The 18,950-nt window shown below is 40.4% G+C and carries 23 protein-coding genes; 7 read left to right on the top strand and 16 right to left on the bottom strand.

Annotation, left to right across the window (positions count from 1 at the left end):
• Positions 1-93 precede the first annotated feature (93 nt).
• From EKM98_RS03780 to EKM98_RS03720, 13 genes are all read right to left on the bottom strand, one after another.
• The gene (locus tag EKM98_RS03780) at positions 94-351 is read right to left on the bottom strand and encodes a Veg family protein (protein WP_068225582.1); all 258 of its coding nucleotides are present in this window, start codon (positions 349-351) and stop codon (positions 94-96) included.
• A 118-nt stretch (positions 352-469) separates the two neighbouring features.
• Positions 470-1,348 carry a 16S rRNA (adenine(1518)-N(6)/adenine(1519)-N(6))-dimethyltransferase RsmA gene (rsmA, locus tag EKM98_RS03775; RefSeq protein WP_125980656.1) on the bottom strand — a complete coding sequence of 293 codons (879 nt, stop codon included), beginning with the start codon at positions 1,346-1,348 and terminating at the stop codon, positions 470-472.
• Between the two features lie 235 nt (positions 1,349-1,583).
• A complete protein-coding gene (rnmV, locus tag EKM98_RS03770) occupies positions 1,584-2,159 on the bottom strand; it encodes a ribonuclease M5 (RefSeq protein ID WP_125980654.1) in 576 nt (191 codons plus the stop codon).
• The gene (locus tag EKM98_RS03765) at positions 2,152-2,931 is read right to left on the bottom strand and encodes a TatD family hydrolase (RefSeq protein WP_125980652.1); all 780 of its coding nucleotides are present in this window, start codon (positions 2,929-2,931) and stop codon (positions 2,152-2,154) included. Before EKM98_RS03765 ends, rnmV begins: the two co-directional genes overlap by 8 nt.
• A 167-nt stretch (positions 2,932-3,098) precedes the next feature.
• Positions 3,099-5,129: a methionine--tRNA ligase gene (metG, locus tag EKM98_RS03760; protein ID WP_125980651.1), complete on the bottom strand. Its 2,031-nt coding sequence runs from the start codon at positions 5,127-5,129 to the stop codon at positions 3,099-3,101.
• A 127-nt stretch (positions 5,130-5,256) separates the two neighbouring features.
• A complete protein-coding gene (locus tag EKM98_RS03755) occupies positions 5,257-5,829 on the bottom strand; it encodes a DNA-3-methyladenine glycosylase I (RefSeq protein WP_125980649.1) in 573 nt (190 codons plus the stop codon).
• Between the two features lie 20 nt (positions 5,830-5,849).
• A complete protein-coding gene (locus EKM98_RS03750; RefSeq protein ID WP_125980647.1) occupies positions 5,850-6,695 on the bottom strand; it encodes a DUF72 domain-containing protein in 846 nt (281 codons plus the stop codon).
• Between the two features lie 104 nt (positions 6,696-6,799).
• Positions 6,800-7,117 carry a hypothetical protein gene (locus tag EKM98_RS03745; protein WP_125980645.1) on the bottom strand — a complete coding sequence of 106 codons (318 nt, stop codon included), beginning with the start codon at positions 7,115-7,117 and terminating at the stop codon, positions 6,800-6,802.
• 1 nt (position 7,118) lies between these two features.
• Complete coding sequence (locus EKM98_RS03740; protein WP_125980643.1) at positions 7,119-7,595, bottom strand: Rrf2 family transcriptional regulator; 477 nt, start codon at positions 7,593-7,595, stop codon at positions 7,119-7,121.
• A gap of 263 nt (positions 7,596-7,858) precedes the next feature.
• Entirely contained in the window at positions 7,859-8,341 is a 483-nt protein-coding gene (locus EKM98_RS03735; protein ID WP_125980641.1) for an NUDIX hydrolase, read from the bottom strand.
• A gap of 412 nt (positions 8,342-8,753) precedes the next feature.
• Complete coding sequence (locus EKM98_RS03730; protein WP_125980640.1) at positions 8,754-9,026, bottom strand: chorismate mutase; 273 nt, start codon at positions 9,024-9,026, stop codon at positions 8,754-8,756.
• A gap of 105 nt (positions 9,027-9,131) precedes the next feature.
• A complete protein-coding gene (locus EKM98_RS03725) occupies positions 9,132-9,818 on the bottom strand; it encodes an NAD-dependent protein deacylase (protein WP_125980638.1) in 687 nt (228 codons plus the stop codon).
• Positions 9,819-9,838: 20 nt separating this feature from the next.
• Positions 9,839-10,801, bottom strand: coding sequence for a hypothetical protein (locus EKM98_RS03720; protein ID WP_125980636.1), 963 nt, complete (start codon positions 10,799-10,801; stop codon positions 9,839-9,841).
• Positions 10,802-11,093: 292 nt separating this feature from the next.
• Here EKM98_RS03720 and EKM98_RS03715 point away from each other — a divergent pair, with 292 nt between their 5' ends.
• Entirely contained in the window at positions 11,094-11,633 is a 540-nt protein-coding gene (locus EKM98_RS03715; RefSeq protein WP_100070837.1) for a dihydrofolate reductase family protein, read from the top strand.
• 63 nt (positions 11,634-11,696) lie between these two features.
• Here EKM98_RS03715 and EKM98_RS03710 read toward each other — a convergent pair whose 3' ends face one another.
• Together EKM98_RS03710 and EKM98_RS03705 are read right to left on the bottom strand one after the other, a co-directional pair.
• A complete protein-coding gene (locus tag EKM98_RS03710) occupies positions 11,697-11,894 on the bottom strand; it encodes a hypothetical protein (RefSeq protein WP_125980634.1) in 198 nt (65 codons plus the stop codon).
• Positions 11,895-12,096: 202 nt separating this feature from the next.
• Positions 12,097-12,294: a hypothetical protein gene (locus EKM98_RS03705; RefSeq protein WP_125980632.1), complete on the bottom strand. Its 198-nt coding sequence runs from the start codon at positions 12,292-12,294 to the stop codon at positions 12,097-12,099.
• Positions 12,295-12,469: 175 nt separating this feature from the next.
• Between EKM98_RS03705 and EKM98_RS03700 the strand changes: the two genes are divergently transcribed.
• Positions 12,470-13,975, top strand: coding sequence for a multicopper oxidase family protein (locus tag EKM98_RS03700; RefSeq protein WP_125980630.1), 1,506 nt, complete (start codon positions 12,470-12,472; stop codon positions 13,973-13,975).
• A gap of 251 nt (positions 13,976-14,226) precedes the next feature.
• Here the strand turns inward: EKM98_RS03700 and EKM98_RS03695 are convergent, their stop codons facing one another.
• Positions 14,227-14,844: a LysE/ArgO family amino acid transporter gene (locus EKM98_RS03695; protein WP_125980628.1), complete on the bottom strand. Its 618-nt coding sequence runs from the start codon at positions 14,842-14,844 to the stop codon at positions 14,227-14,229.
• 230 nt (positions 14,845-15,074) lie between these two features.
• Between EKM98_RS03695 and EKM98_RS03690 the strand changes: the two genes are divergently transcribed.
• The 5 genes from EKM98_RS03690 (at position 15,075) to EKM98_RS03670 (ending at position 18,910) form a co-directional block, all read left to right on the top strand.
• Positions 15,075-16,526: an aminotransferase-like domain-containing protein gene (locus tag EKM98_RS03690; RefSeq protein WP_125980626.1), complete on the top strand. Its 1,452-nt coding sequence runs from the start codon at positions 15,075-15,077 to the stop codon at positions 16,524-16,526.
• Positions 16,527-16,715: 189 nt separating this feature from the next.
• Complete coding sequence (locus EKM98_RS03685) at positions 16,716-17,033, top strand: PadR family transcriptional regulator (protein WP_125980625.1); 318 nt, start codon at positions 16,716-16,718, stop codon at positions 17,031-17,033.
• Positions 17,026-17,640 carry a DUF1700 domain-containing protein gene (locus EKM98_RS03680; protein WP_125980623.1) on the top strand — a complete coding sequence of 205 codons (615 nt, stop codon included), beginning with the start codon at positions 17,026-17,028 and terminating at the stop codon, positions 17,638-17,640. The genes EKM98_RS03685 and EKM98_RS03680 overlap by 8 nt, the downstream gene beginning before the upstream one ends.
• Positions 17,637-18,512 carry a DUF4097 family beta strand repeat-containing protein gene (locus tag EKM98_RS03675; RefSeq protein ID WP_125980621.1) on the top strand — a complete coding sequence of 292 codons (876 nt, stop codon included), beginning with the start codon at positions 17,637-17,639 and terminating at the stop codon, positions 18,510-18,512. The genes EKM98_RS03680 and EKM98_RS03675 overlap by 4 nt, the downstream gene beginning before the upstream one ends.
• An 86-nt stretch (positions 18,513-18,598) precedes the next feature.
• Positions 18,599-18,910 carry a DUF960 domain-containing protein gene (locus EKM98_RS03670; RefSeq protein WP_068225604.1) on the top strand — a complete coding sequence of 104 codons (312 nt, stop codon included), beginning with the start codon at positions 18,599-18,601 and terminating at the stop codon, positions 18,908-18,910.
• Positions 18,911-18,950 lie beyond the last annotated feature (40 nt).

The following is an 18,950-nucleotide window of genomic DNA, read 5'->3' as shown; positions in this document are numbered from 1 at the left end:
ATTAAAAAAGGCAAAAAAAAATAAGCAACAGCAGTTAATGGATCTAGGCCAAACAGCCTAACAAACTGCAATATCACTCACTTAAATTATTATTTACGATGCAACGTTTTGCTTGTCATCATCGAACTTAATTTCAATAGACTTTGTAAGAAGATCCGCATAGCTATATGAAACACGTTCAAAAGAATTTTCTTCTTGATCTAAATCTACAACAAATACTGCAGGATAAGTTTCGTGAAGAATTCCTTTTCGCTTAGTGATTTTCTTGCGTCCGGCTTGCGCAACGACCATCATTTTTTGTCCGACTTTGCTATCGAGATTTTCCTTAATGCTCGCTAGTGTAATTGGCATTCGTTTCACCTCTTCTTAAGATGATTACTAGTATAACACGATTTTATAAAATTTGCAATTATACCACAAGCCGTTTTTCGTTGCAACTTAAATATCCTAATAAATTCGCTAGTACCAGTTACAAATTTATTGCGTTTGCCAAACGAACAAAATCAGTAATACTTAATTGCTCGGCACGCTTCCCGGGACTAATGTCAACTGACTTTAAAGCCGCTGTCAAATGCTCACGGGTCGATTCATCCTTCCCGTAAAGCGCCAATAAATTATTCCACAGACTCTTGCGCCGTTTGGCAAAGCTTCCCTTAACTAGTCGCGAAAAGGCCTTAAAGTCATTGGCACTTTCCTCCCGAGCAGTTCGCTTGGTTAATGAAACAATCGCTGAATCAACATTAGGTTGTGGTACAAAAACTGTCTTTGGCACGATATGGGCAATATCAACCTGCATGCGGTACTGAACGGCAACCGTTAACGAGCCATAAATCTTGTTTCCCGAATCAGCGGCCAAGCGTTCCGCAACTTCCCGCTGCATCATTACCACAATTTGCGTGAAATCTAGATCACTATCTAATAACCGCAGTAAAATAGGCGTCGTGATGTAATACGGTAGATTAGCAACTACTTTAATCTGGTGCTTCCCATCCAAATGGTCACGAACAAGTGTCGCTAAATCACTTTTTAAGACATCTTGATTAATCACCGTTACATTTTTATAAGCAGCCAACGTATCGGCCAAAATTGGAATCAAGCGTTGATCAATTTCCAGCGCAAGAACCTCATGAGCACGTTGCGCTAGCTGTTCAGTTAGACTACCGATTCCTGGTCCGATTTCAATGACATCATCAGTCGTAGTTAAATCAGCCGTAGTAATAATTTCATTTAAAATTGCTGGTTCAGTTAAAAAGTTTTGGCCAAGACTTTTTTTAAACGATAAACCATAAGTGTCTAAAATTTCTCGCGTACGACTGCGAGTTCCGATCGGCCGTTCATCCTCTGCCATTATTGTCCTCCTAAATTCTATTTAGTCTATTTTGCATCAAACCGCAAAATCCTATTTTCGGAGGATATCCATTCTCCTAGCACAAAAACCGTGCAGTCGAAACATGGCCCTCCTAAATTCTATTTGGTCTATTTGCATCAAACCGCAAAATCTTATTCTCGGAGGATATCCATTCTCCTAGCACAAAAACCGTGCCCTGGAAACATGATCCTTCTAAATTTTATTTGGTCTATTTTTATTCATTTAGGCCGTTATCTTCTTGAATCTGTTTCATTGCGGTTGCAAATTCTGCCTCACTAATCTGAAATAACTGTAATCGTTTATATAGTTGTTTACTGTTAGTATAGCCAATTTGTAAAATATTCCCCAGTTGTTGTCGCCGGGCCTTCGCGTTCGGACCTGCCGTCAATCCCATTGCCTGTAAGACTTGCCGCGAAATAATGGGCTTAGCAGTGGGCATTTGCGTGTATAAATGCGCTAAGGCGTGCTTAATGGCCTTGTTGCCAGCATGTTCAACCCCTAAGCTACTTTTATGCTTTTCCGGCTGAGCTTGCCCTTGAGACAAAAAGGCGTGTTTGATACCGGGAACCTTAGCCGAAATTGTTTTACGAATTTTTTCTCCAGGTGAATCAGGATCGGTAAACACGATTACACCGCGCCGCTTTTGAGCCGTTGCAATGGCGGCCAACGTAGCATCACTTATTTCTGAGCCATTGGTTTCTATCGTATCAGCATTTACAACCTGCTGTAGGCGCCGCGTATCATCGCGTCCTTCAACCACAATAATCTCTTTAATCTTTTCCTCAACCATTGGCCACTACTCCAAAAAATTGGCTTGCGTTACGGTAACTTTGTGCTGCAACCGTAGCAACCTCCTCTTGCCGTAATTTAGCAATTGCCGCAACGACATAGCGCGTGTACCCTGGTTCATTTTGTTCGCCCCGGTGTGGTTCTGGTGTTAAATATGGGGCATCCGTTTCAACTAAAAAACGATCAGCCGGCACTAATTTTGCGGACTCGTGCACTTCAGGTGCATTTTTAAAACTAACAACGCCGCTAAAAGAAATCATTAAACCAAGATCCAGAAATTTTTGTAACCATTCGGCGTTACCATTAAAACTATGCATAACTCCGCCAATATCCCGAATATCGGCCGCTTTTAAAATCTGATAAGTATCTTCAAAGGCATCCCGTGTGTGGATTGAAATTGGTAAATGCAACGTCTTAGCAAGCTCAATTTGGCGAGTAAAAATTGCTCGTTGTTGTTCATGATGTTCCTTATCCCAATGGTAATCTAGGCCAATCTCACCTAGGGCGACCACTCTGTCATCCTGGAGTTGCGCCACTAACTGATCCTCAACTTGCTGATTATAAGTCAACGCCTCTTCTGGGTGCCAACCAATCACGGCGTATAAATTGGGATACTGATGTGCCAAATCAAGTGCTCCTTGATTCAAAGTTGCGTCAGAGCCGACAATTGCCATTTTTGTCACGCCTAGATCTTGAGCATGCTTGATATATTCTGGTACTTTCCCCGCAAACGCCGGATCATTTAAATGTGTATGTGAATCAAATATCTGCATTTTTTATCTCTCTTTCTAGATACGTTTCCGCTAAATAAAAAAAGAATAGCCGCCATTTTAAATAAGTTTTCTTCAGTATAAAAGCACTGACGTGGTTCTGCAAATTCTATTTCACAACCAAATCCAGTTTACTGATCACTCTTCAAAATAGCTACTATTCTTTCTGTCTAACTAATTAACGCACCTGCAGGAATCGAGTCGCTAACCGTTATTAGTTGGACCTTGCCTTCATGCTCGGCGGAAAGTAACATGCCCTGACTCAACTGACCACGCATTTTACGTGGTTTCAAGTTAGCAACGATTATCACGTGCTGCCCGACGAGCTTTTTAAATTCAGGATAATATTCAGCAATTCCCGATAAGATTTGCCGATCTTGATTATCACCTGCATCCAACCGGAATTGTAATAATTTATCAGCACCTTCAACTTTTTGGACTTGCTTAATTACCGCAACTTTAAGTTCATTTTTATCAAAATCATCAATTTTAATCCTGCCCTTGGTTAGATTCAATTCCGTTGTTGTGGGATCCCAAGTGGCGGTTTTTGCTACTGAACGATCTTTTTTGTTGGTACCGACCGTCTTTTTCATCTGTTCTTGAATATAGGCAACTTCAGCGTCCATATCCAATCGTGGAAAAATTGGTGTTCCCTTAGCAACAACCTTAGTGTTTGCTGGGAAATTGCCGTAAACTAACTTTTTCGCTGTATCATCGGCAAAATCTAAGCCTAATTGCTGGAACATTTCCTTTGGTGCGTGTGTCATAACCGGCTGCAATAGCAAAGCAACTATCCGTAAAGTTTCCGCCAAATGAACAAGAATACTATCTAAAGCAGGTTTCTGGGTTGGGTCCTTAGCTAATTTCCATGGCTCTGTTTCATCAATATATTTATTAGCCCGGCTAATTAAGCGCCAAACCTCATCTAGTGCGTCTGAAAAATGCAGCGCCGTCATGTTGTCATCGTATTTCTGCAACACTTCATTGGCAGTCTTAGTCAGATCGGCATCAAAATCAGTCCCGTTATCCACCCAAGCCGGAACCTGACCATCATCATACTTATTGATCATAGCAATCGTTCGGTTAAGTAAATTACCTAAATCATTAGCCAAATCATAATTAATTCGCGCAACAAAATCTTCCGGCGTGAAAACGCCGTCGTTGCCAAACGGAATTGCACGCATCAAATAATAACGCAAAGCATCAAGCCCATAACGTTCAACTAACATTTCTGGATAAACAACGTTACCCTTAGACTTAGACATTTTACCGTCCTTCATCATTAACCAACCATGGCCAAAAATTTTCTTTGGTAACGGTAAACCTAATGCCATCAAAATAATTGGCCAATAAATTGTGTGAAAACGAACAATTTCTTTACCAACTAATTGAACATCTGCCGGCCAATACTTTTTAAATAAGTGATCATCAGGCGTTCCGTAGCCTAAAGCCGTTATATAGTTTAATAAGGCGTCAACCCAAACATAAACCACGTGCTTATCATTACTCTTGATTGGTACTCCCCAATTAAAAGTTGTCCGTGACATTGCCAAGTCTTCCAGACCCGGTTCGATAAAGTTCTTCAACATTTCCTTTTTACGTGAAACTGGTTGAATAAAATCAGGATGCTCATCATAATACTTAACTAACCGATCAGCGTATTTACTCATTTTGAAGAAATAAGACTCTTCTTTAACTAGCTGAACTTCGTGGCCACTTGGTGCTTTACCACCAATAACCTTACCATCAGCATCCCGGTAAACTTCGGCCAACTGTGATTCCGTGAAGTATTCTTCATCGGAGACCGAATACCAGCCCACATATTCACCTAGATAAACATCGCCTTGCTTAATCAGTTGTTCAACAATGTTTTGAACAGCCTTAACGTGATAGTCATCTGTCGTTCGGATAAATTTATCATTAGAAATTTCTAGTAATTTCCACAATTTTTTAACGTCAGCCGCCATGCTGTCAACGTATTCTTGCGGACTAATATTCATTTCCTCTGCTTTTTGTTCAATTTTTAGACCATGTTCATCTGTGCCGGTTAAATAAAAGACATCATACCCCTGTAATCGCTTATAACGTGCTAAAACATCACACGCAATCGTTGTGTATGAATTACCAATATGCAGCCGACCGGATGGATAATAAATTGGTGATGTGATATAAAATGTTGGTTTCTTTTCTGTTGTTGCCATATAATCTAACTCCCTTAATTCAGTTTAATGAGCGTTGTGCACAAATGAGCGCAAGCCATACTAACCCGCCGTTTTAAACGTTAGGGCCTTTTCAAAAGTATACCATAAAAGACTCTGCGTCATCACGCTATCTTCGTGGTGTTACCTGACGAAAGGCGCAACCCATAACATGATCGTTAATCAGCCCAGCAGCCTGAATAAATGAATAAGTTGTTACTGGGCCCATAAATTTAAAGCCACGTTGCTTCAAGTCTTTAGCAATTTGCTGGGATAATTCATTTTTAGCCGGTAATTCTTTTGCATCAGTAATCTGATGTTCGATTGGTTGGTCGGCAACAAATTGCCAAAGATAACTAGCAAAACTGCCTTGTTGGCTTTGAATCGTTAAAAAAGATTGGGCATTGATTACAGTTGCCTCTAATTTGCGACGATTGCGAATAATTGCTGGATCAAGCATGGCCGAATCAATTTCTGCTAATGGCATTTGAGCAACAGCCTGCGGATCATAGTCATGAAAATACCGATGAAAGGCCGCTCGCTTTCGCAGCACAATTAACCAACTTAAACCAGCCTGGTACGTTTCCATACAAAGTAATTCAAAAAGCGTTCGGTCGTTATGGGTTGGTCGACACCACTCTTGATCATGATAGGCCTGCAACAAAGGATCAGCTTCTGCCCAAGTGCAACGTTGAATCGTCATACTCATTCTCCTTTTTTAATCTAAAATAAATCAATTTGCTGGGGATTGAGGCCCGTAAATTCTAGCCCTAATAGTTTCTTTAAGGCTAAGGCGTTTCCTGCAGCGTCGCCGCCAGAATTATTATTAAAAATAACACAAATTTCCTTGGTTGTGGCCGTCAAGCGTTGAATATCCGGCACTAGCGCTTGTAATTCACTTTCACGGTAACGATAAAGCGTCCGCTGGTTACGCCAATTACGATCCTGATTAGCCCAGCCACTAAAATTCCGACCGTGCAAACGAAAAATTGCTAAATCATCATTAGTTGCCACTGGGTAATACGGAACGCTTCCTGCCGGCGTCTGTGGTTCATCCACAATAACGTGGCTATAAGTAAGTTGCCTTAATAAATTTAAAGTTCGTTTTAAATAAATTTCTTCATACCAAGTTTTATTCCGAAATTCAACGGCTAAGGGCAAATCAGGTAAGAATTGACGAACTTGTTGTAAATACAAAATATTTTCTCTCGAAACCCCAAAGTACGGTGGAAATTGTAACAGGATCGTCTTGAGTTTTCCGGCTTCAACAAGCGGCCGACTATTATCCCTAAATTGTTGAAATACAGCCTCCACACTTGGCGCCCCTGTTTCTTGATAATCACGGTGGCGCGTCATGACCTGATTGGCCTTAATAATAAATTGAAACTGTTCCGGTGTCTCTTGTGTCCATTTAGCGAAAGAACTTTGCCGCGGAATTCCGTAAAATGGCGTATCTAATTCAACACAGGGTAGAAATTCACTATACTCTGGTAAAGTTAACTTACGTGCTTGATCGGCACCCACTAAGCTACCATGTTCCGTCCACGTTGTTAAACCGATCGTAATCACAGCAACACCCTCCAATTCCAAAACCATACTTTACAAAAAAAGAGTCTGGAAAATCCCCAAGCTCCAATTACTCATTTTACTATTTTAATCCTCATCCTACGATTTTAACAACGTTTGAATTGCTGAACAATCGCTGCTTCTTGCTGATTCAATGGTCCCAACATCGTGATTAATTGTTGGCCGCTAATACGATAATTACGGTGTATTTTATTCAGGGCAACCATGATAATCGCCGTTAAAAAAGCGACCAAAGATGCTCGATTACGCGTAAAAGAAACTGTGAATAACGTTGGGCTAGTCTGAAAGAAGATTTTAAGTACCACGTACACTGTAAGGATACCAACAAAATACTGCAATCGTTTGGTCCGCCGCATTCGAATCATCAATAACTGAAGCGCCAGTAACAGATCATCGTGCACCACTTTAATCCGTGCCTCCTTGATAAGGTAACCGCGCAATTTGCTTAAAGTAACCGTGTTGAGCAATATCCTGTTTTAAATCGGCCATCGTAAATTGATGGTAAAAGGCCCGGTAACCCGTGTCAGCAAGCGTAAATAAATCCGTCAACGTGGCCTCAATATTACGGCTAATATCGCTGCCCGCACCACTGGCCTCCGTATTGCCAGTCGTAAAACGAGCGTAACTAATTGTTGGCGGAATCGTTAAATCGTAGAGTTCTCCAACGTTAATCTCCGCAAGTGTCCGGTCGAGTTGATAACCACCGTTTTTCCCAACAACACCGCGAATATAATGTTGCTTATGTAAAACCGATAGAATATTTCGAATCATTACCGGGTTAGTCGTCATGGAAACGGCTAATTCACGGCTTGAAATAACGGCCGGCTGTTTTTGCTCCAAGTAAAGTAAGCTATGAACAGCAACAGAAAAATCTAATCTCATTTTTAATTTACACCTCCCATTTCTTTAGCAAAATTTCCACAGCAAAGTACTTCCTTGCAATTAATAAAATTGTGCGATCTATAATCTAGGGGGTAATTTGGAAAGACACCAAAAAAGCTGCTTTTTAAATACGCTTACACTAAATTAGTCAGATAAACACTATTAAAAGTATTTTCTAAACACACCTTAGATTGCAACTTTCTGTTTGCTTTTCTGAACGTTATAGTCAAACCAGGTTCTCTCAAGTAGCTCCTGTTGTTTAGTTACATTATCAGTGGTGTCACTTTAAAGTCAACTAATCGTTCATCAATAAAGTTCGTGTTGTAACGCTGCTTTCCCCCAGAAAGTGCCGGACGCAATATCCGTTGAAAATCTGCTACAACGCCTAAATTAGCAGATTGGGTTAACCAATCTAAAGGAAAAAAATTCAAAATTCCTTCACGCGTCATTTGTGGGTAGATTGGTGGTGCTGCTTTAGTTAGTGCGGCCAAGTAAACGTAAATACTATCAATGTAGCGCCCATCAATATGCCAATCAAGAATCCCGGCCAGCGCTAATTGATAGTCGTTAGGCCGAAATTGTGTTTCTTCCTGTATTTCACGCTGCATTGCCACATCTGCAGTTTCGTGTGGTTCAACCTTACCACCAACACCATTCCACTGCCCTGGATAGGGCTTTTTTAACCGATTGATTACCAAAATCTGTTCTTGTGCGTGAACAATCGCTAAAGTATATTTGTAGGTCATCTTATTGCCTCCGCTAGGGCCATTCTAGCATAATCCAGGTTGTGTTTGAAAAAGCAGATTCCTGCGGTTGCCATGCTTCAACTTGGCGGTTTTCGCCGTAGTTGAATGGACAACGTATAGAGTATCTAGATTATTAGCGTTTTGTGCTGCGATTCGGACTTCGGTCCACCTTAGTCCGATCGACAACGTCAGTAATCTGCATAAACGTGTTTGAAAAAGCAGATTCCTGCGGTTAGCTACAACAGCCAAATCATCTGTTTAAGCTAATCCTCAGAGCCATGCTTCTTGCGGCATGCACTTTGCCACAAGAATGGCCATCGCTCGTAGCATCAAGATTATTAGCGATCCTGGCTAATAATCCTCAATTGCGAAGTAGAATCTAACCGCTTTTTCAAACACTCTCTAGTCCTTACTATCGTAATCGTTTAATCACATTAGCCTGATACTGCTTAGACAGCAATATTGTGCTACGGTACCAGTCAGTTAAATAAGGTGCCAGCGTCTGGTCACTTAAGTTCTTAGTTTGTGCCTGAATAACTTCTGTCTCGCGAGTTGGATTGGTTAGTGACATTTTCTGTTGATGTTTAACCGTAGCAATTTTCTTAGATACGGCTAGTCGCTGCTCAAATAAGGCCGTTAACTGCCGATCAATTTCATCAATCTGTTTACGTTCTTCTTCTAACATATAGATGGCCCCTCTCCTTAATAAAAAAAGCAGCCAGAAGCCACTTTCCATCCGTTATTTTAAATTTATTTTACTGAATTTTCATTTTTAACACAAGTCATGCCGCTATAACTTGTCAAAGACGTCAATAGCGTTGGCCTGCACCATTGTAAACTTAAACGGTAAATCAAGCTTTTCTTCATTAATTGCTACAATTTCTGCATTAGGCCGAGCATAATTTGTCAGCATCGAAAACGGCGCCACTCGAAATGACGTTCCACAAATGACAATTAAATCAGCCTTAGCAACCGCATCAATTGCTGTGCTGACTGCTCGTTCATTTAAGCTTTCGCCATATAAAACAATTTTAGGCCGTAAAATACCGTCATCACTTTTATGGTGATAGTCCTGCAAATATTCCTGGTAAGGAACGGTTTGGTGACACCGCTGACAATAGACTTGGTACAAATTGCCATGAAATTCCACCACGTGCTCAGCTCCAGCCGCAGCGTGTAACCCGTCAACATTTTGCGTAACAATCATACCCTTAGCATTGCTAATGGCTGCCATTTTTTCGTGAATAATATTCGGTTTAGCAGCAGGATAATACATATTTTCCTTTACAAACTTATAAAAATCGGCGGGATGATCAATTAAATTATCGTGACTCAATAAATACTCCGGATTTTGCTGATTTGCGTACAGGCCATTCTTTGACCGGTAATCCGGAATTCCCGAAGGCACTGAAACACCTGCTCCAGTTAAAAAAGTGACGTAGCGCGCCTTTGTTATTGCTTGCTTTAAATCAAACATAAAAAAGCCCCCCTAAATTTTTAACGCAACGTAAAAGCCATATTAATTTTTTCCATTAATTCTTGAACCGATAGTGCGTAAAGCTTTTTAAAATAGGCCGCGCTATCCTTTTCATTCTTGGGTGGTGTTACCACAAATGTATTTTGCTGATCATTTTTGCCTAAGCCAATGTAAGCACGTTCGTTTGAGCCTTTCGTTGTTAATTCAGAATGAAAAACGTCAAAGACTTGTCGTACTTCCAGCCTTGACTGGCGATCAGAAAAGACACCGGCCAAGGTTGTAAATTGATCGTGGTGTGCTACTGGTAAACCGGCGCTTTCCAACCACTGATCAAAGGCCCGAAATAAATTAACTACCGTTCGCCGTAACGCAAACGGTGATGTAATTGGTTTGGCACTAACTACTTGGTATAGCTGTTTGGCAGCGGCGTACGCCACAGTGTAGCGTTGCGTAAATAAATCATCAAAAAACTCAGTCTCACCCTGATAAAAAACGAGCGCATCCAACAAACTAACTGCTCGGAAAACTAATAAGCGATCGGTTTTTTTAGGATCTTCAGGCGTGACAACATCGAGAATGCCCTTCAAATATTGGTGCTTAACCGTATCTGTCAGTAAATCATGCTTGCGCTGTTCATTGACAACGACAACGTGACAAACAGCATTATATAAATCAGTTGCCGTCGCCATTAATTGTTGGTCTAGTGCCTCATCGTTAGTTGTTAAATTAAAATAAATCTGCGGGTAGCCCTGCATCACCATCAATAAATGTAATAGTTCATGTGAGACAGTGTAATCAACATTAGTCGCATCGTTCACCAAAATAGCCAAACTACCATCTGGATTTAAAACTTGTTGGGCTTGATCATGCCGTAGATAGCCACTACTTTCATCACTTACTTGAACTTTAACCTCACCAGTAAAGCGTTGGCGAACTTCTGCTAATAAATCTAAAACTGGCTGTGAAAACTGATCTTCTGTCATAGCTGACTCCTTCGTTATCGTAGTTTATCTTCTTCATCATAGCAAAGCTTTTAGTGATTGTGAACTGGGAGTGTTTGAAAAAGCGTCTAAGTTCGGTAGATTGATCACAACAGCTAGATCACCTTTTATAAACGTGTTTACATCCGATTAGTCAGAGCAATACCATAAAAGTATCTTCCAAACACGCCACTAGTTTGACCATTAAATCACACTTTTTAAAGCGCTTTCGTGATATAATTGGTTCAATGAATTGGGGTACACTACCCTGATCCTAAATAAACGGGGTGATCATATGTCTGAACAGAACCGAAATGTTGTTTTATATTTGATCCAAAGTCTTGATGGTTACATTGCTGAAGAAGATGGCGACATGGCTTGGTTACAACAATTAGATACAACGGAAGCAGACAGCTCTTACCAAAGTTTTTACAGTACAATTGATACAGTTATTATGGGCCGTAAAACCTATTTACAAGCAAATAACTTAGCTGGCAGTTACCCTTACAGTGATAAACAAAATTACGTTTTTTCAACAACGCTTCATGATACTGAAGACCGAGCAACAGTTGTAGCGGGTAACGTTGCCCAATTTGTCCGCCAATTGAAGAATGAATTGGGCCAGGACATTTGGTTAGTTGGTGGTGCGGATCTTTTTTCTCAGTTACTTAAAGTACATCTAATCGATAAATTGGTTATTACAATTGCACCAGTCTTGCTGGGAAAGGGAATTCCACTACTCAATACAAATTTAAAGGATGTTCCACTGGCACTTCAAAAAGCACAAAAAATTGGTCAATTAGTTCAGCTAACTTATCAAATCGAACCACAATAACGCCAAATAAAATAGGGAGACCACTAAAACAAAGAATTGTTTTGGTGGTCTCCTTATTTTATTTCACTTTGTTTTAACACGATCGAATTTTTCAAGTACCGCACAGACCAAAATCAAAGTTAGAAAAACAAAATTATGAATAATAATGTGCCCGGCTCCTAACCAATATGCCGCTAGTGAAAAGGAACTAACCCAAAGTACGCAAAGTAACGTGATACTCACCCAAAAATGTAATTGACAGTAATTAATAATATGTCGCATTACAATCACTCCTTCTTAAAAAAACAAAACTATTTGCTTTTAAAGACAGCGCTTTCTTAATTAAGTATACGCGCTTTATACAGCGATAACCAGTGCGATTAGTCTACAAAGATGCTAAAAATAAATTTAGCCTAAAACCTAATCAAATGACGCCCTAAGCTAGATTGAAAAAAGTTATTTCCAAACGTTCTCTAATCACCTTTTAGAAACTACCATAATCGCCGCGTAAAAATAGCGTCAGTCGTTGTAAGTAACTGAAAAGCAGCGTTCCCACAATAACAATCAGCGTAATCAGTACTAACGAAACAGTATATGTATTCATTATTAAAAATAATAAGATTGCAACCAACATATTTTTACTATAGTAAGAACGTCGGTGCCAAAATTGTTGTAACCACATTTTATTCGCCTCCATAATTAGCCTATCAAGCTTCAAGCGGTCTGTCTTAGGGCTTAGGGCGGATTCACTAGCCATTAATAAGTTGGGTAATGGTCCCACCATCAAAAATAGACAATCGCTTTCTTTTTTCTTGCGTTATAATATGGTTGATATTAAGAAAGGTGTGGAAGTTAAAATGGCAACTAAAGTTTATACTGACTACTTCTTTGATGAACCTGCTTTTAATACTCACGATGGCGGTTATATTCCACTAGAGGTTTATGACGCCCCAGAAAAGCCACTAGCAGTTCCACCGCTCTTAAAGCCTGATAAAGAAACGGCAACGGATACGTACTACACCGTTGTTGCTCAAACGGGCGAATCACAGCTTGTTCCCGGTGCTAAAACTAAAACTTGGGGTTACAACGCACCATTATTAGGTAAAACCATCGTTTTTCAACGTGGCAAACATATTCACATTAATTTAAAAAATGAACTTCCTGAATTAACAACTTTCCATTGGCACGGCTTAGATGTTTCTGGACCCATTACTGATGGCGGTTGTCACGCTCCTGTTTATCCTGGTGAAACTAACCAAATTGATTTCACGCTTGAACAGCCCGCTTCATTATCATGGCTTCATGCTCACCCCTGTCCATCAACTGCAGTCCAAGTCTGGCACGGACTAGCGACTGGCGTCATTATTAAGGACGACGTTGAAGCCAAGCTACCTTTCCCACGAAATTATGGTGTTGACGATATTCCGTTAATTTTACAAGACCGTCGTTTCCACGAAAATAATCAGTGGGATTACAAGGCTGACTACGATCCAGATGGCGTTCAAGGTCCAACTGCCTTGATCAATGGCACTGTTAATCCATATTTTGACGTAACAACTCAGCGGTTACGTCTCCGTTTCTTAGACGGTGCTAATCGCCGTGAATGGCGCTTGCATTTCAGCGACGACCTTGAATTTACCCAAATTGCTTCTGATGGGGGTATTTTACCTGAGCCGGTTCACCTCACCAAGCTAATGTTGACTTGTGCCGAACGTGCGGAAGTTATCGTTGACTTTGGTAAATATAAGCCCGGTGATGAAGTCACACTCTACACAGATGACGTTCCTCTGGTTAAATTTAAGATTCATGATTTCAAGCCTGATAATACCAAATTACCAGACCACTTAGTGACGATTGACGACCCTGATCCAAGTCCGGATACACCAATTCGTAAAATTACGATGGATGGTATGGATGAAGAAGTTGCCTTAAACGGCAAGAAATTTGATATGTCACGAATTGATGCGCGTCAAGAAGTTGGTACCGCCCAATACTGGGACATCACCAATACTAATAGTACAAAAGATGGCATGGTCCATCCCTTCCACGTTCACGGTACGCAGTTCACAATTGTTTCGCGCAATGGCCACGAACCTTATCCAAACGAACATGGGCTAAAAGATACTGTTGGGGTTAACCCAAAGGAAACTGTCCGAATTAAAGTTCGTTTCAATTTAACCGGCGTTTACATGTACCATTGCCACATTATTGAACACGAAGATGGCGGTATGATGGCCCAAATTGAATCTTATGATCCGAAGCACCCACGTCAATATCATTTAATGGATATGGACACTTTGATGAACGCGTTTGCTAAAGAGCGCGGTGTTGATCGTAAAGATTTATGGATGCCTGGTATGTAAGCATTAATTGAGTTTGTTTCAAAATCTACTAAAAATAAAAGATAGACCAAAAGATAGTTAACTTCCAGTCAAGCACAATCACCAAATAGTTTAGTCCGCTAAATTATTCCGTAATTGTGCCTGACTGAAAACTACTGGCTTCTGGTCTATTTTTTGCACTATTTTTAATTGAAAATCATTTTGAAGCCACTTTTTCAACTAATTTGCATACGATTGGTTCAACCTGTCCTCAAACAAATTCCAGTTTTTTCTTAATGAACGTAACTTTGCCAGAAATTAAATAATAATTTTAGGCCGTAACCAATAATGATCACCCCACAAATTCGGTTTAGCAACAATAAAAAGGATGTTTTTAAATGTGTTCTAAAAATTATGATTAAGCCGGTTAAGCTAGTAAACCAAACCAGCGAGGCAGTCATTACACCACCAATAAAAAAGTCTCCTTTAGCACCTGGTAACGACGCGCGAAAAGCCCCTAATAACATGGTGCCATCAATTAGGGCCTGCGGATTCAGCCAGGCCACCGCAAAGGCCGTCCCCGTTGCCTGCCAATAGCTAAACGTTGGCCTAGTTGTTGCCGTATTTACTGTGACCTCCTGCGCCTTTAACAAAGTCAGACCAATATAAATAACAATTAGGCCACCTACTAACAAGATGGCCGCCTTTAACCAATGAAACATGGTCAATAATTGACCGATACCAAAAAAGCAGGCCAATGCAAGTGTGACGTCAAAGAAGGTCACAATTAATGCAACTCGAAAAGCACGTCCTTGCGGCTGGGTTAAGGCCGTATTAATCACGAACAGATTCTGCATTCCAATTGGTGCGATGTAGGCCACACCAAATAATAATCCTTGTAAATAAGTCATTTTAAAATTATCCCACCAAACTAAATTACTTTAAATTATGCCAAACATTTTCTAGGCCGTGTTTGAAAAATACTTTTATTTGTATTTTCCTGACCAAGTTGGTGTAAACCTGTTTGGAAAAACACTTCCTAGGTGTTTGACACAAACCTGAGTTTAAGTTATTTTCAATAAGAATTACCCAGCCAAATTAAATAATTAACCCAACCAAATTGAAAAACGAAGGTCTTAAAATGAAATTAACAATTAATTGGCAACCTGATCCGACTAAAAAAGCGCCCCTTTATCAGCAAATAACCGACTATTTTTTAAAACAAATCACAATGGGCAACTGGGTTGTTGGCGACCAATTACCTAATCAACGTCACCTAGCACGACAATTTAACATTAACCGCAGTACTTTAGCAACTGCAACCGCCATGCTGCATTCTTATGGCGTTATCAGCGCAACAACTGGCGGCGGAACAAAAATAAGTAGTAACACATGGTCACTACTAATGTCCCAGCCAGCACTCAACTGGCATAATTACACCTCTTCTGGACAATTTGTTCCCAACCAACCAACGATCCAAACGATTAACCAACTAGAAACAACTGATTTCACCAGATTAAGTACTGGCGAACTAGCCCCTAGTCTATTTCCCAAAAGATTAATGCGCCAAGCCTTGACCACCGTGACAGCTGAGCTTAACAGCCTCAATTACTTACCGCCGGAGGGCCTATATGAACTACGGGTGGCACTTGCCGATTATTTAAAACAGTGGCAAATTAAGGCCAATCCAGAAAACATCTTAGTTACTTCTGGCTCTTTACAAGCACTACAACTGATTTCGGTTGGTCTATTAACTCATGGTGCGACTATTTTTACCGAAAAGGTTAGCTATTTGAATTCATTAGAAGTTTTTCAATCGGTTAAAAGTCATTTGGTCGGACTACCGTTTGATAATGAAGGCGTTGCGTTTTGGCAAATTCCGCAATCTAACGCACAACAACTTCTCTACACCATCCCAAGTTACCAAAATCCAACAGGGCTCGTCATGTCGCTTAAGCGCCGCCAAGATCTACTTGCCTTTGCGGCCAAACGCCACCTGCCAATCATTGAAGACTCGGCGTACCAAGATCTTTGGTTCACTAAACAACCACCATTACCGCTAAAGAGTCTTGATACACACCAGACTGTTCTTTATTTAGGAACCGCCTCAAAATTTTTGGCACCAGGATTACGCCTCGGTTGGATTGTGGGACCGCAAGCCATTATCCGCCGTTTGAGTGACGTTAAAATGCAAACTGATTACGGTGCAAGTTCATTGGCTCAATTGACATTAACCAAGGTTTTACAAAGTTCCGCTTTCCCCACTTATTTGGATGATATTCGCGAACAATTGAAACAACGCTGCCTGCTGGCTCTAACTGCTCTACAGGATTATTTAACCCCTTACGCAACTTGGCGAAAACCAACGGGTGGTTTTTATATTTGGCTACAACTTAACGCAGAAATTTCCGTTAATAAATTATTTCATCAAGCCATTGGCAGTAAAATTCTGTTTAATCCGGGCAAAGTTTACGGCAATCAGGCAACCCAAATGATTCGCCTATCCTTTGCTTATACTGAGCCCATAATTTTTCGAAAAGCAATTTGCCAGCTTCAACAGTTGATTAAGCAACAGCTGGCGACCACGGACTGACAGATTGGGTTTTGAAAAAACTTTTTTACTATTTACCTGACCAATTTAGTTTAAGCGTGCCTGAGAACTACTACTTACGACTGATTTTTAGTCCCAATCCCGAAAAATACTTGACCGCGACGCCAGTGGTTACCTATACTATATTTAAATTAATACTATACGACGTATAATATAGTTAGGAGAATAGCTATGAAAATTCAAGTTAGCACGGAATTACTTGATGGCTGCGTGTTGGCATTGCTTGCCGAAAAAGATTATTACGGCTACGCAATCACACAACGAATTCAGCAAACAATCCCAATTTCTGAATCCACCCTTTATCCAGTACTACGCCGGCTGCATAAGGAAAGTTGGTTGGAAACTTATGATGAGTCATTTAAAGGCCGTAACCGTCGTTATTACCGCCTAACCAAAGCAGGAACTAAACAGTTAGGGGTAATTCGCAACGACTGGGAAAATTACAAACATAATATTGACTGGCTGTTGAAAGGAGATAACCATGGATAAAGAGACCTACTTAGAACAACTAAAACAACAACTGACGCCATTAAATGCGGACGAATGTGCTGATGTAATCGATTTTTATACCGAATATATTGAAGATGCCGAATTGACAACCATCGAAGAAATCACAGCAAAACTTGGTTCACCAAAACGGCTTGCTCGTAAGACTTTGGCCGACTACTCAATTCGCGCTACTGAAGAAGAACCAACTGTGACCACACCCAAACATAATGCACACTTAATTTGGTTGATCTTACTAGCCGTCATGGCTTCCCCAATTGCAATTCCTTTAGCATTGACCATCGCACTTTTTTTTGCGTTAGGAATCTTGATGTTCTTCCTTTGCTGTGGCCTTCTTTTAGTGATGACACTAGCGGCCGGCGTTGTTAGTGTTTTCAGTACTATCGCCGGCGTGAGTGTTTTATTTGGCTCTTTCGTTACGGGTATTTTTTATATTGGTGTTGGTTTGGCGGCCTTAGGAGCCACTATTTTAATTGGCCTTCTCAGCTACCTCATTCTCAAAGTCCTACTTCAGGCCGGCGCCACCTTCACCAAATTTTTATACCAAAAAATCCGCCAGCATTCACAAAGAAAGGTGGCAGCCAAATGAAACGACTTTTTAAATGGAGTGCGCTGCTCTTAATTACCGGTGTCATTTTAATTGTACTCGGCCTTCTTTTTGGCGCCCACAAAAACGTCGGTTACTATGATCATGGTTTTAGAATCATTGAAAAAACGACTAAAACTCGATCGTTGTCAAAAATTGATAACGTTAGGATTAATACCAGAGATGCCGATATTACCGTAAAGACGGGCAAGAACAGGCAACTTACCACAAGAACCATAAAAACTGGCCAACCACAGGTCACCGTTAAAGATGGCCATTTAACCGTCCGGGTAAAAAGAACGCCAGTAGCTAAGGCCAAATTAAATTTTGACGCAAATGATAAGCCAGTTGAGGTCATTCTAACGTTACCTAAAGATGAATTAAACCACCTTAAATTATCCACTACTAGCGGTAATATCTACGTTAAAGATCAGGCCAGTAAAAACTTAAGTGCAACCACGGACAACGGAAGTTTAGCCATGAAATCTGTTAAAGCTAAGCAGTCAAGTCAGCTACATTCGCGCAGTGGTGCAATCCGGTTTAACACGGTTCAACTAAAAAATAGTCATGTGACAGCCGAAAGTGGTGAACTCACCATTGTTAAAAGTGAGCTGACCGAAACTAATCTGGCCAGCGCTTCCGGTGATATTCACCTCCGGCACAGTAAAATTCACGGCCAAATAAATTTACACACCAATAAGGGCAGTATTGGCGTGCAGGCCACTCCAACCACTGGTTACGTTATTCACAGTAGTGATTCTAAATATAATGACTTTTTCGGTAAATCCTTCAAAAAGTCACTTGTTAAAAATCAAAATGCTAGAGACACCCTTAATCTAGAAACAAAAAATGGAATCGTTAAAGTTATTCGTTAAAAAATCGTGAAGTTAACTCCACGATTTTTTTGGCCAAATACGTTATACTGTAGTCAGTGTAATTCACAAAAAAGAAGGTATAGTCAATGTTTGAAAATAATCGGAATCGTTTTGCAACTTATGGTGTTATCGCTCAAATTCCTGGTGAATTAATTGATCAAGTTTGGTCGATTATCGATAATAATCTACAGGGTATTTTTCCACTTGGTCAAACACTTGCTTTTCAGTTAACCAATCATAACGGCACTATCAGTTACGATTACATTCAAGACAATGACGTAGTAGCAAGCTTTGACACTGACTTTCCGTCCGATCCTGGTTATCCAGATTTACTGCTGGCCTACGATGATGGTGAAAATCAAACGATTCTATTACCAGATGAAGCCAATAATAACTAAAAAATGCTAGTCGCAAGGTAAAAACCTGTTGACTAGCATT

It is taken from the genome of Loigolactobacillus iwatensis, assembly GCF_003950295.1.
GTDB classification, from domain to species: Bacteria; Bacillota; Bacilli; order Lactobacillales; family Lactobacillaceae; genus Loigolactobacillus; species Loigolactobacillus iwatensis.
The sequence above is the reverse complement of the archived record's forward strand: the minus strand, read 5'-3'. Positions and strand labels throughout refer to the sequence as shown.

Excerpts from the sequence above, each read along its gene's own strand:
- EKM98_RS03720 (WP_125980636.1), bottom strand. The coding sequence starts at position 10,801 with ATGACAGAAGATCAGTTTTCACAGCCAGTTTTAGATTTATTAGCAGAA.
- EKM98_RS03670 (WP_068225604.1), top strand. The coding sequence starts at position 18,599 with ATGTTTGAAAATAATCGGAATCGTTTTGCAACTTATGGTGTTATCGCT.
- EKM98_RS03755 (WP_125980649.1), bottom strand. The coding sequence starts at position 5,829 with ATGACGATTCAACGTTGCACTTGGGCAGAAGCTGATCCTTTGTTGCAG.
- EKM98_RS03780 (WP_068225582.1), bottom strand. The coding sequence starts at position 351 with ATGCCAATTACACTAGCGAGCATTAAGGAAAATCTCGATAGCAAAGTC.
- EKM98_RS03680 (WP_125980623.1), top strand. The coding sequence starts at position 17,026 with ATGGATAAAGAGACCTACTTAGAACAACTAAAACAACAACTGACGCCA.
- EKM98_RS03765 (WP_125980652.1), bottom strand. The coding sequence starts at position 2,931 with ATGCAGATATTTGATTCACATACACATTTAAATGATCCGGCGTTTGCG.
- EKM98_RS03695 (WP_125980628.1), bottom strand. The coding sequence starts at position 14,844 with ATGACTTATTTACAAGGATTATTATTTGGTGTGGCCTACATCGCACCA.
- EKM98_RS03675 (WP_125980621.1), top strand. The coding sequence starts at position 17,637 with ATGAAACGACTTTTTAAATGGAGTGCGCTGCTCTTAATTACCGGTGTC.
- EKM98_RS03685 (WP_125980625.1), top strand. The coding sequence starts at position 16,716 with ATGAAAATTCAAGTTAGCACGGAATTACTTGATGGCTGCGTGTTGGCA.
- EKM98_RS03690 (WP_125980626.1), top strand. The coding sequence starts at position 15,075 with ATGAAATTAACAATTAATTGGCAACCTGATCCGACTAAAAAAGCGCCC.
- EKM98_RS03715 (WP_100070837.1), top strand. The coding sequence starts at position 11,094 with ATGTCTGAACAGAACCGAAATGTTGTTTTATATTTGATCCAAAGTCTT.
- EKM98_RS03705 (WP_125980632.1), bottom strand. The coding sequence starts at position 12,294 with ATGTGGTTACAACAATTTTGGCACCGACGTTCTTACTATAGTAAAAAT.
- EKM98_RS03700 (WP_125980630.1), top strand. The coding sequence starts at position 12,470 with ATGGCAACTAAAGTTTATACTGACTACTTCTTTGATGAACCTGCTTTT.
- EKM98_RS03730 (WP_125980640.1), bottom strand. The coding sequence starts at position 9,026 with ATGTTAGAAGAAGAACGTAAACAGATTGATGAAATTGATCGGCAGTTA.
- rsmA (WP_125980656.1), bottom strand. The coding sequence starts at position 1,348 with ATGGCAGAGGATGAACGGCCGATCGGAACTCGCAGTCGTACGCGAGAA.
- EKM98_RS03735 (WP_125980641.1), bottom strand. The coding sequence starts at position 8,341 with ATGACCTACAAATATACTTTAGCGATTGTTCACGCACAAGAACAGATT.
- EKM98_RS03725 (WP_125980638.1), bottom strand. The coding sequence starts at position 9,818 with ATGTTTGATTTAAAGCAAGCAATAACAAAGGCGCGCTACGTCACTTTT.
- rnmV (WP_125980654.1), bottom strand. The coding sequence starts at position 2,159 with ATGGTTGAGGAAAAGATTAAAGAGATTATTGTGGTTGAAGGACGCGAT.
- EKM98_RS03710 (WP_125980634.1), bottom strand. The coding sequence starts at position 11,894 with ATGCGACATATTATTAATTACTGTCAATTACATTTTTGGGTGAGTATC.
- metG (WP_125980651.1), bottom strand. The coding sequence starts at position 5,129 with ATGGCAACAACAGAAAAGAAACCAACATTTTATATCACATCACCAATT.
- EKM98_RS03740 (WP_125980643.1), bottom strand. The coding sequence starts at position 7,595 with ATGAGATTAGATTTTTCTGTTGCTGTTCATAGCTTACTTTACTTGGAG.